Raw genomic sequence first — 11,148 nt, 5'->3', positions numbered from 1 at the left:
AAAAAAAATTACAGGATGACCTTCTTGGCGAAAAAAACAGACTGGAAAAAGAAGCATCCTTCTACGCAGACTGGGGCATGTTAGAACCAGGGGATATCACCTTTCTGAGATCAAATAAAATCCACGCGAACCTTTATAAAATACCCTTAAATATATTTAATAAAATAAAAAAGCCGGAACACTGCATTATTATTAAAAAAACAGCAGGATTGGTCTATGTCTTGGCCCTCAGCTATCCGGAAAGCTCTGCCCTGCCCTTTGACAAGGCTATGGTGCCTGACATGTCTTATCATGAGATAAAAACAAAAATAGCCGAGTTAAATGTTAACTTTGATCTAATCCAACAATTCCTTGAAAAAAATTCTAATCTGTTGCCAGACTTAAAAAACACAAAAAAATTGCTTTTGGATAAACTTGAGTTTTTCCTGGTATGCGAAGGACTGCACAAAGAGGAGGGCCATTTTTCATATCTGCAGGGATATTGTCCTGAAAAATATCTGCAAAAAGTTAAAAACTTATGCGCCAGTACTGATTCCGGATACCTTATCGAAGAGCCTGCAGAAAATGACGAAGTTCCTACCTTTATCACTAATCCCCCCTGGACCAGGATTATAAGCCCTGTTTTTAACTTTATGAACACCATTCCGGGTTATAAGGAATTTGATATAAGTTTTGTTTTTCTGATATTTTTTTCACTGTTTTTTGCCATGCTTATCGGAGACGCAGGTTATGCCTCCATATTTCTAGTTATAACATACATACTTCGTCGCAAATTTAGAACCGCTCCTTATGAACCATTTTTTCTGATGTATATACTGAGTGCGGCAACCCTTATCTGGGGAGCTATCACCGGCACCTGGTTCGGCTTCGAGAATATCGCAAAACTTCCTTTGTTAAATAATCTTGTAATTCCCAGCCTGAACAGCTTTTCCGAAACCAGCACACCGGTCGTAATGTCGTTATGTTTTCTTATTGGTGCCATACATCTCACAGTAGCGCACAGTCTGAAAGCTTCCAGGATGCTTAATTCCCCCAGAATACTGGCAGAAGCTGGATGGATAATGATTATATGGAACATGTACTTTTTGGCTCACAATCTGGTATTAGGCAACCCTTATCCTTCAATGGCACTTAAAATGCTTTTTACGGGGATGGCACTGGTATTGCTGTTCAATAATTATCAAAAAAATATGCTCAAGGGGGTGCTTGATTACCTGGCCAATTTCCCTTTGGAGGTTATTGCGTCTTTTGGCGATGTAGTTTCTTATTTAAGGCTGTTTGCGGTTGGTTATGCCTCAGTGATCGTATCCCAGAGTTTTAACTCCATGGCTCTGGGTAATGGAGTTAATAGCATTCTCTCCGGGTTTATTGCGGCTTTGATCCTTGTTGCGGGACATGCTTTAAATATTATTTTGGGATTTATGGCAGTAATAGTTCACGGAGTCAGGTTAAATATGTTAGAATTCTCCGGACACCTTGGTCAACAATGGTCCGGTATAAAATATGAACCGTTTAAGGAGGGTTAATTTATGTTAAATGCTTTCGGTGATTTTGGTTTTTCTCTGGCTTTGGCTGCTATAGGTTCCGGGTTAGGTGCCGGTATAGCCGGTATGGCCGCTATAGGAGCATGGAAAAAAAGTTATATGCAAAACAAACTGGCACCATTTATTATCATAGCCTTTGTGGGAGCGCCTCTTTCCCAAACAATATACGGTATGATTGTTAGAAATGCCATACGTACAGCCAACTGGCCGCCTGATACAGCTTTTCTGCAGATGATTATCGGTATCTGCGCCGGTGCAGGTATAGGGGTTTCCGCCTGGATGCAGGGAAAATGCGCTGCTAGCGCTTCAGATGCACTGGCTGAATCAGGTAAGGGTTTCGGCAACTACATTATGGTACTCGGTATCGCTGAAACCGTTGCGTTGTTTGTAATGGTTTTTACCCTTACTGCATTACCTAAATAAATTTATTCTGTTTAATTTAAGAATTTAAATTCCACTTTAAAAATTTTTAAGTGTTGTGCTATAATAGCCACACTTTTCTAGAAAGAGGCAATTAAATGAACAGTCTGGGCAAAATGTCTGAACGATTTAAAAAAAATGGGCTCTTTGATGTTCTGATGAATATTATTCTTACCCCGGTACTGCTCTTTATATTTCTGGCCAGGCTAATTAGTTCTGTTTTAAATGACACCGAATCACTGTTTCAAAATAATAAGCTGTTTACTTTTTTCAGTAGACAGTCCAAATAAACTTCCACGTAACTTAAAATTTTTATTGATAAAGTTCCATAATCAGGTTAACTTCTTTTAAATCCATGTTCAGATATCTGGCTATATCCTCCCTCGGGATACAGAGAGAAGCAATCTGGACAACCTTTTCCTTCTTGGCCATAGCAGTATTACTCAGTATGCTTTCCAGTTCTGCTTTCAGATCCGGATCCATTTCTTCTTCAACAACAACCTGCTCACTTGCTACTTCGGATTCCTTTTGCATATCCTCCGCAACATCCATCTGCTTTTGCAGTTCAACAATCTCTTTTTTCTTACGCTCAATTGTTGTTTCGCTTTTAACATTGTTTGCTTTAAGCATTTCTTCTATCTCATTCTGATCTACTTTTACTTGCTCTGGCTCTGGCGCAGGTTCGCTCAGAGCAGCTAAAATCTCATCCTGCGATATTTCCACGTTTTCAATTTCTACTTCCTGGGTTACTGTTTGTTTTCCTAGGGCAATTTTCATTTCATCCTGCGATATTTCCATATTTTCGTTAGTACCGGATAATTCCGGTTTATGTTCATCCAGCATAGTTAAAGGGTCTTTTACCGTGGAACTTGCTTTTTGCGCCTCCTGCCCTAGGGCGGCCATTAATTCGTCAGCGCTTATTTCCACTGACTCACTTTCTGCCGGTTTCGGCTCCACTGTTTGTTCTACATTTTGTGTATAATTTGCCTGTTCTTTTTTATTCTCATCCAATACAGTCTTTATTTCTTCCTGAGAAATAGAAACAGATTCTTGTTTTGTTTTTACTACAGCCGGAGCTTCTTCCCGTGTAGCTTCAACCTTAGCTTCGGAAGATGTTTCTTCGTTTTCAGAAATTTCTTCCTCTCCATTATTCTTGTTTAATCCCAAAATTTTTCTGAACACTGACAACTTCAGTTCCGTAATAACACCTGCTACAATAAGAGCCAGCAATCCTATATATATATATATTAAGTTGTTCTTAGTCTTCGGTTTTATTTTTTTGGGCGATCCAGCCGCTTTTTCCTTTCCCTGTATAGTTTTCTTTTCTTCTTTATGACTGGAATTTATTTCTGCAAAACCTTTTTCATTAGTATTTTCCGTATTATTTTGGACAAACTCTTCATATGCGGCCATTTCCATAACGCGTTGCAGATTATAAATTACACTTTTAATCAATTTTGAAGGGCCAAGATTATAAAAAGTTGAATCTTCTATATATATTGGAAAAACTTCTTTATTCTTTATAAGTAAAAAAAACATATTTTCGGATACTGACATACCTACCTGGGCTAAATCATCCAGAGAATAAATGTTCTCATTTAATTCAGCGGCTATATGCTTTGCCCGCTCAAACGGGCTTTTATATTCCGCTGGAAATGCCAGGCGAATAACAACGTAATTTTTATAATAAACCACACCCAGAGCTTTGTTCCCGTACATTACCTCCTTGGCAGCAAAACTTGTGTTTGAAGCTTTCCTGACCTGTGTGGTTTCACTTGCCACCCTGTTTTTGAGTTTTTCATTATTACCGTCTGCGCCGTGTTCCGCAGAAATGGAAAAAGTACCCAGTAAAAAACTTAAAATAATAAGTATTGATATATGTCTTCTATTCAAAGATTTCTTCCCCTGCTCATATTTACTCTAACTCCATTGTAACTTATGAAAAACCCGATACACAATACAAATACTACTAAAGATTACACGCTAATCGATTACAATATCAAATTTCCTAGGATTTTTATATTTTATAATCGATATACTCTTTGGTTACTGAAAAATGTGGAGTCTATAAAAAAATAGGAAGATCAGAAAAACATGCGGTTATCTTCTAGATTCAAAATTATATCTATTGATCCGGAAAAACAAGACCTTCTTAAATTTTTTCATTCAAAATCCTTTGAAAATCTTTTCTTATCCATGTCTGTAAAAGAAAAGTCCACAATGAGAAAAATAATTACCCTTCTCACCACTAATCCAAAAAACATCCCTGACCTGTTAAATAAAATCAATACAAATTCTTTTATTCTATGTGTCATCAAATTGCTTTCTCTGGAAACGATTAATAACAGCTTAACCCGACAAATATTGTTTGGAATTTACGGTATGCTATATGAAAACAAGTCTTTATCTTCTTTAAACAATATGGACAAGCTTTTCAAAGCTATCAAATCTATAATCGACTACGGAATTAATGCCCCTAAGGTGGAAATAACCACCGCCAAATGGGAAACCCTTTCAGCTGAAGATAAATGGCAGCTGGCCAGAATTGAAAAAGTTATCCCGGTAAACGATGTTGAAGAATTAAAACTTCGTTTCCCCTCAGATAAATTCAATGACAGAGATGTGTTTATTATCAGGTTTGATAATGAAATAGTAGCTAGTGTTTATGTGGCCTACTTTGATAAGAAAGTTACTTCTATCAAGCATATACTTGACCCTGAAGCGCATCATATAGATAAAGAAGACGCGCTGATAGCTTATTTTTATTCTATAAATAACAGTTCTAAAACCAGAAAAATTCAGATACAGCAAATTTTTATAAATAACAAGTTGGAACTTTTGGAAAAACCCTTAAGTGTCGGTAGCGGATTAATAAAATTAGCCAATAGCAATCTGACCATGACCGATCCGCACATCGTTTATAGGATCACATACAGTCCCTTCAAAGGCATTAGGCCGGACGGAGTTTATGGTTTCAAGCAATTCTTCAACGATTATATTAAAACTTTTTCTTGTCAGCATCTGATTAATAAATTCAGAGTACAAATTCCTGTTGAAAGTATTCTGCAAACATGGGAAAAAATTTATCAACTTGAACTGCCATCTGAAGTTCCAATCCATAAAATATTCGCTGAGAATGCCTGGCTGACAAACGTTTTTGAAAATTTAAACAATCTGGCGTATAATGCCCAGAGTCTGGTGTTTAAAGCCTTTTCTGACAGCGACCAAATAAGAAAAGTTTTAACTGGCAAAGTCCCCTCCAAAATGGCCGAATATATTGTTGAACTCTGGGAAAAAAGTAGTAAAAAAACAATTATAACAAGCAAAGAGATTAACGAAATAAAAGCATTTTATAAAAGGGCCAAAGGTAATGAACAGTTTGATGATATCAATGATATCCTGTTGGATATGATAAACTGGAAACCCGATGTACTAAGTGTTTTTGCTGAACACCCTTTAATAGCAGACACAATTTTTAAGGAAAAATTACTACCCTTGATGACTTATCTGGCCAAAATTTTCCAAAATGACGAACGTTATCTGGTTGGGTTGTTTCATAGAAAAAATGGAGCCAGGAACGCGGATATCAATTTTAGCAGTAACCCCGAAGACCTTGATTCTCTAGGTGCCAACATTAATTTTGATTATACTAATGTAAAATTGAACGCCAACCATTAACGATTGCCTCGTTTGACTTATTCCCTGGTTTTAGCTATGCTTTTAAAAGATTCAGGGAAGGATTATTTCATGGATGTTTTTGCGATCTTAGCATCGGCTGTTGTATATATGATAATTGGATTTTTATGGTACTCTCCTCTGCTTTTCGGAAGCATCCGGCTAAAACTGAAAAAAACAGAGCAGAGAGACCTAAGGGATCAGGGGCGTGCGATGGCCATGTCTATTATCAATGCGGTAATACTTTCCTTTTCTCTGGCTTTCATATTTGATTTGATGAACATCCAAAATTTTCTTAATGGATTTTTTCTGGTTATTTTTGTCTGGGTGGGTTTTGTCTTTCCCTTTACAGCAAACGAAATAATCTTTGGGGACAAAAACAGAAAACTCTTTTTACTGGATTCAGCCAATCAACTTTTCTCACTGCTGGTTATGAGCCTTATTCTTTCATTCTGGCACTAACTTTTTTCTGTCGCTGATATCTCTGGCTATACCGATTGCATGCCAGGTATCCTTTATTTTCACGCTGGAAACAGACATTTCCATCGGAAATGCCGAACCGTCTCTTCTGTTCACTATTGTTTCCATGGTTTTCCCGTTTAAAGTTGCTTCCCCTGTATTATGAAAATGCTCAAAATGTTTCCCTATTTTTTCCTGATCAACATTGGCCCCGATAAGCTCATGTAAATTCTTGCCCCGAGCTTCTTCAAGTTTGTAACCGAACATCTCCTCGGCAGCTTTGTTCCAAAAAACAAGAGAATTTGATGAATCAACCAGTATAATAGCGTCCTTAGCCATAAAGGAAATTGCTTTAAACACCTGCTCGCTGTCCTTTAAAGCTTCTATTGTTTTCGTATGTTCTGTCATGTCCTCCATCGTGCATATCATGCCATCAAACTGATTGTTTTTTGTTTTTGGAGTAAGCCATCCTGAAACAACAACAGGTTTATTGGGCACCAAATCAAGGTGGATCATGTCATAATACACAGGCTGTAAATTTTGTTTCGCCTTTAAATATTCCTCTTTAAATAAACCCATGTTTTCGCCGGGGAAGTCATTAAAAATATTTTTGCCGATTAAATGATAGAGGGATATTCCCGCCAGCAGAGCGAAGCTATGGTTAACATAATAAATCGAATCATTTTTGTCCGTTACAAATACTCCATCCTCAATACTTTCCAAAATATTTCGATAAAAATCCTTAATATTGAAAAGTTCATCTTCTGCTCTTCGGTAATCAGTTATATCCTCGCCTGAAGCAATGATCCCGAGAATAATACCTTCGTTATCTCTTAAGTAGGTGTTATGCCAGGCAATTAATCGTTCATCTTCATTCATGGTAATAATAGGATTTTCATTATATTCAATAGGTTCCAGTTCACCATACATCACCTTAACAAAAACTCTTTTTACTTTTTCTCTGCAGTAGCTTGGAATACAGGTCTCAAACCAGTTTTTCCCAACAAGATCATCAATCTCATATCCCAGTGCCTGTGCACCTTTTTGGTTAACCAGAGTTATTTCTCCTTCAGCATTTATAGCCACCACCATTACTTGTAATAAATTTAAATAATATTTTGTTCGTTCATTATCAATACTTAACATGTGTTACTCCTGATATAAATAATATACTACTATTAATATTCTTAAAAAAGAGTAAGTTAAAAATTCTTAAGCTGTTTGGGTAACTTGAGCAGCGGGTTGTTTTTGGGTGATGGCTGATTTTATTATATTAGCCATTGTTGTATAAGCCTTATCCAGGGCCTGGCTGCCGGAATGCGCATTACCGGTCTCCAGATTGGCTGCCAGTTCTGCGATATACTCCATAAAACCTATAGCCAGTGCCCTTTGCTTCTGGGCAAATGGAACTCGATGATACAGGTCTAGAAAGGATCTGGAGTAATCAGTGGGTAATGCCAGTTTGTTCCCGGCCATAACTGCCCTTGTGTACATTTGGAAAAGAACTGCCATATTTTTCCCATATTCCTTACTATCGCTGCCCCTGCCGTTTTTGTAGTTCAAAAAAGCAGGTAGTAGTTTTTGCATAGTAAAACCATGAAAACTTTCATGCGCAATAGTATGAGCAAGATTTCTATCCGTATCATCTTGGTCCAGATTAATAGCTGAAGGCTTGCGCGGATCATACCATCCCATGACACCTCCCGGCCCGTCTTGTGGTGTTACATTAATATTGCTGATACAGTTGCGCTGGTCCTCAGGAAGCTTGCTCATGATTTGCTGAATACGTTCCTTTAAACCCGGAATTATGTTGTTCCCGGCAAAATTTATTCTCTGTGTTTGTTGTCTGTCTGGTGATAGGCCATATTGCCCGGGTTGATATGGCTCGGCATAAACTGCGGGGACTATCTTCCTGCTGCTTTCCCTTCCCGTTGTATCCACCGGTAAAAAAGAAGACGTTTGCCTGGAAGATTGTACTACAATAATAATAATCCCATTGCCCTGGTTAATATACTGACGTTTTATCAAATCAACAATCTGCTTAAGTGATAACTGGCTCGCATCAGCAATAATTATTGATTTTGTATTTGAAGAAACTTCCAGATTTGAAATGAATGCCATTTTTTTCTCCCTATTTATAGTTTTCCCGCATATTCTCTACCAACCTATGAATTTTTTTGAATATATCCTGCAATTTTTTTATTTAATGTACGAAATATATATAAATTCTAAGGAAATATATGTTACAAAAAAAAATAATTAGTCAAACCTGCAGCTTTTCTACAAACATAGCAAGATCATTAATCAATAAGCTGACATTAAATACAGAATCACCATATAAAGGCGGGCCGGGGGTAAATCTGGACAGTATTTTTTCAGATCCGTTTGCTTTTAACGCTATTATAGATACTCTGGTTAATTTTCTTGCCGATAGAAAAATCACCAAGATTATTGGTGTGGCTGATCGCGGGATCACTATCGCAGCCCCTGTTGCTCTAAGACTAGGACTGCCTCTGGTGGTGGCCGGAAAAGCCGGCAAGATGCCTGGCACAATGGTTTCCGTGCACATTTTTGACAAAAACAGTAAAGATCGCCTGGAGATTCTTAAAGAATTAATTGGACCGGAAGACAAATTCGCGCTTATTGATGATACTATGACCACAGGACTAACCATGGCCGCGTTAAGCAAATTACTGGAAGACCTCGGAGGTAATATTCAAGCAATTGCCAGCCTTGTTCGCTTCCCGGATAAAATAAAAAAATCCTGGTTTTATCCGAAAATTAAGGACTATAAGACTTTTTCCTTTTACGATATCATTGATTGCCATAAAATTACACTTAATAAGGATATTCATAATTACTTCATGCGCAATATGTGTGAACCTACAAAATATAATTCCAATTATTCCGTTGAGGAACTGATAAACATGATAAAAGTATTCCCTCATGTCCCTTATGAAGGAATATTATGGACAGATTTCAGCCAGATCCTGGCCAATCCCAATGCCTTTGAACATGCTTGTAATCAGCTGATCGAGCCTTTTAAAGATGAAAAAATAGATAAAGTACTACCAATAGCGGTAAGAGGCCTTCATTTTGGTTCAGTCATTGCTTCCAAGCTTGGTGTAGGTCAGGTAATTGCTGCAAAATCTGAAAGGCTGCCCGGTGTTGTAATCAAGGTCCCCTATGGGATGGAATATAATTCCGCTGAACTTGGAATACCTATCCACTCCATAAGACGTGGAGACAAAATACTGATAGTTGATGACATCCTGGCAACCGGCGGCACCGTTGACGCTGCCGTGAAACTAGTCGAATCTTTAGGAGCAATTGTCGTAGGTGTTACCTGCGCCATCAGGCTTTCAGACGTTTTTAACCAGTCCCCCATAAGTAAAAAATTTGGGAAAAAGGGTTTGGTTTTATCAACTCTTCTCAATTTGTCGGAAACCGATTTACAGAAAAAAGCAGAGTTTACTTTCTTTTAATATTTTCTCGGTTTAATTCATAATATTTACTTGTATTGCGAACCATTTCAATAAGTATTAATATTTAATAAGAAAAATGGGAGGTGGTTTTCAGTAAACTGGTTTTCTGGTTAGTTCTGTATAAGGAGGGAAAAATGAAAAAATATTTAGCTGAATTTATCGGTACCTTTACACTGGTTTTATTCGGATGCGGCACAGCTGTAGTTGCCGGTGCTAACGTAGGAATTCTCGGTATAGCCTTTGCCTTTGGTTTCGCGCTTGTTGCCATGGCTTATGGTATAGGCCCCATCTCCGGTTGTCACATCAATCCTGCCGTAAGTCTGGGATTTTTTGCTGCCGGCCGTATGAATGTTAAAGATTTGATCGGCTATATTATCGGCCAATGTTTAGGCGGCTTTGTAGCGTCTCTTGTTCTTGCTGTTATAGTATTGGGCCAGCTTTCCGGATACGACATTACTATAGGCGGTCTTGGACAAAATGGTTGGGGTATCGGCTATCTGGGCAGTTATGGTATAACTGCAGCAATTCTTTTCGAATTCATAGCTACCTTAATCTTTGTTATTGTTATACTGGGCTCAACTCAGGAAGGAGTTCCAACCCAGTTTGCCGGTTTAATTATAGGTTTAACACTGGTAGTAATCCATATCTTTGGTATTGCCATAACCGGAGTCTCTGTTAATCCGGCTCGCAGTCTTGCACCTGCTTTGGTGGTTGGAGGGAAAGCCCTGCAGCAAGTCTGGATGTTTCTTCTGGTGCCAAGTATCGCAGGGGTTGTGGCCGGTCTGCTTTTTAAAACAAAATTATTAGAAAAATAATTTTTATAACACCTGGCCGGTTTAACCGGCCAGGTAACAAATTATAAATTTTAAATCTACTCCGACATCAATAGTTTACCCTAAATATTGAAACGTGCTAGAATACCCTGAATTCTAAGGAGGTTCAATATGGATAACCTGTTGTTGCTTTCAGTTTCATCTTTTTTTTCTTTAATTCTTGTTATTTTTTTTATGGGAATACGTATAGTCAGGCCTACCAACCGCGGATTAATAGAACGTTTGGGAAAATACTACGGTTTCGCCAGGCCAGGTTTTAACTGGGTGATACCCATTATAGATCATATGTACTGGATCAACATCACTGAACAGCTTGTTGATGCCGAACCTCAGGAAATTATTACTAATGACAACCTGAACGCACTGGTTGACGCCCAAATCTATTACAAAATCAAAAGTGATGAAGAATCAGTAAAGAATTCTGTTTATAATGTTTATAATGTAAATTCTCAAATAGTTAATCTTGCCAGAACTACTCTAAGAAATATCATCGGTACCATGACCTTGAAATCAGCCAATAGCGAACGAGGCAGAATAAACAGCGAGTTAATTAAAATTCTGGTTAAGGAAACATCCAATTGGGGGATGGAAATTGTACGCGCTGAACTTAAACAAATCGATCCGCCCAAAGATGTTCAGGAAACCATGAATAAAATTGTAAAAGCCGAAAATGAAAAAATTGCCGCCATAGATTTTGCTACTGCTGCAGAAACCGCGGCTGATGGACAAAAA

At 37.9% G+C, this 11,148-nt stretch carries 11 protein-coding genes; 8 read left to right on the top strand and 3 right to left on the bottom strand.

Features of this window, described 5'->3' with window-relative positions; translation table 11 throughout:
- The 3 genes from PHV30_10665 to PHV30_10655 all read left to right on the top strand — a co-directional run.
- Window positions 1-1,526 (top strand): hypothetical protein (locus PHV30_10665; protein MDD5457475.1); only part of this gene is annotated, 1,526 nt, incomplete at its 5' end.
- Window positions 1,527-1,529: 3 nt separating this feature from the next.
- On the top strand, window positions 1,530-1,967 hold the full coding sequence (locus PHV30_10660) for a V-type ATP synthase subunit K (protein ID MDD5457474.1): 438 nt from the start codon (window positions 1,530-1,532) through the stop codon (window positions 1,965-1,967).
- Window positions 1,968-2,062: 95 nt separating this feature from the next.
- Window positions 2,063-2,254 (top strand): hypothetical protein, encoded by a 192-nt coding sequence (locus PHV30_10655; protein ID MDD5457473.1) that lies wholly within the window; start codon window positions 2,063-2,065, stop codon window positions 2,252-2,254.
- A 22-nt stretch (window positions 2,255-2,276) separates the two neighbouring features.
- Here the strand turns inward: PHV30_10655 and PHV30_10650 are convergent, their stop codons facing one another.
- On the bottom strand, window positions 2,277-3,857 hold the full coding sequence (locus PHV30_10650; protein MDD5457472.1) for a hypothetical protein: 1,581 nt from the start codon (window positions 3,855-3,857) through the stop codon (window positions 2,277-2,279).
- A 327-nt stretch (window positions 3,858-4,184) separates the two neighbouring features.
- On the opposite strand from PHV30_10650, the gene PHV30_10645 reads away from it, so the two are divergent.
- Both PHV30_10645 and PHV30_10640 read left to right on the top strand, forming a co-directional pair.
- The gene (locus PHV30_10645) at window positions 4,185-5,642 is read left to right on the top strand and encodes a malonyl-CoA decarboxylase family protein (protein ID MDD5457471.1); all 1,458 of its coding nucleotides are present in this window, start codon (window positions 4,185-4,187) and stop codon (window positions 5,640-5,642) included.
- Between the two features lie 36 nt (window positions 5,643-5,678).
- Window positions 5,679-6,101, top strand: a complete 423-nt coding sequence (locus tag PHV30_10640; GenBank protein MDD5457470.1) for a DUF1761 domain-containing protein — start codon at window positions 5,679-5,681, stop codon at window positions 6,099-6,101.
- Here PHV30_10640 and PHV30_10635 read toward each other — a convergent pair.
- Window positions 6,087-7,244 carry a PAS domain S-box protein gene (locus PHV30_10635; GenBank protein MDD5457469.1) on the bottom strand — a complete coding sequence of 386 codons (1,158 nt, stop codon included), beginning with the start codon at window positions 7,242-7,244 and terminating at the stop codon, window positions 6,087-6,089. The genes PHV30_10640 and PHV30_10635 overlap by 15 nt on opposite strands.
- A 66-nt stretch (window positions 7,245-7,310) precedes the next feature.
- The gene (locus tag PHV30_10630) at window positions 7,311-8,219 is read right to left on the bottom strand and encodes a hypothetical protein (protein MDD5457468.1); all 909 of its coding nucleotides are present in this window, start codon (window positions 8,217-8,219) and stop codon (window positions 7,311-7,313) included.
- Between the two features lie 119 nt (window positions 8,220-8,338).
- Here PHV30_10630 and PHV30_10625 point away from each other — a divergent pair, with 119 nt between their 5' ends.
- The 3 genes from PHV30_10625 to PHV30_10615 form a co-directional block, all read left to right on the top strand.
- Complete coding sequence (locus PHV30_10625) at window positions 8,339-9,583, top strand: adenine phosphoribosyltransferase (protein ID MDD5457467.1); 1,245 nt, start codon at window positions 8,339-8,341, stop codon at window positions 9,581-9,583.
- A 134-nt stretch (window positions 9,584-9,717) separates the two neighbouring features.
- Window positions 9,718-10,398, top strand: coding sequence for an aquaporin (locus PHV30_10620; GenBank protein MDD5457466.1), 681 nt, complete (start codon window positions 9,718-9,720; stop codon window positions 10,396-10,398).
- Between the two features lie 129 nt (window positions 10,399-10,527).
- Window positions 10,528-11,148 (top strand): SPFH domain-containing protein (locus PHV30_10615; protein MDD5457465.1); only part of this gene is annotated, 621 nt, incomplete at its 3' end.

The organism is Candidatus Margulisiibacteriota bacterium, from assembly GCA_028715625.1.
In the GTDB taxonomy this organism is placed as follows: Bacteria; Margulisbacteria; Riflemargulisbacteria; order GWF2-35-9; family GWF2-35-9; genus JAQURL01.
The sequence above is the reverse complement of the archived record's forward strand: the minus strand, read 5'-3'. Positions and strand labels throughout refer to the sequence as shown.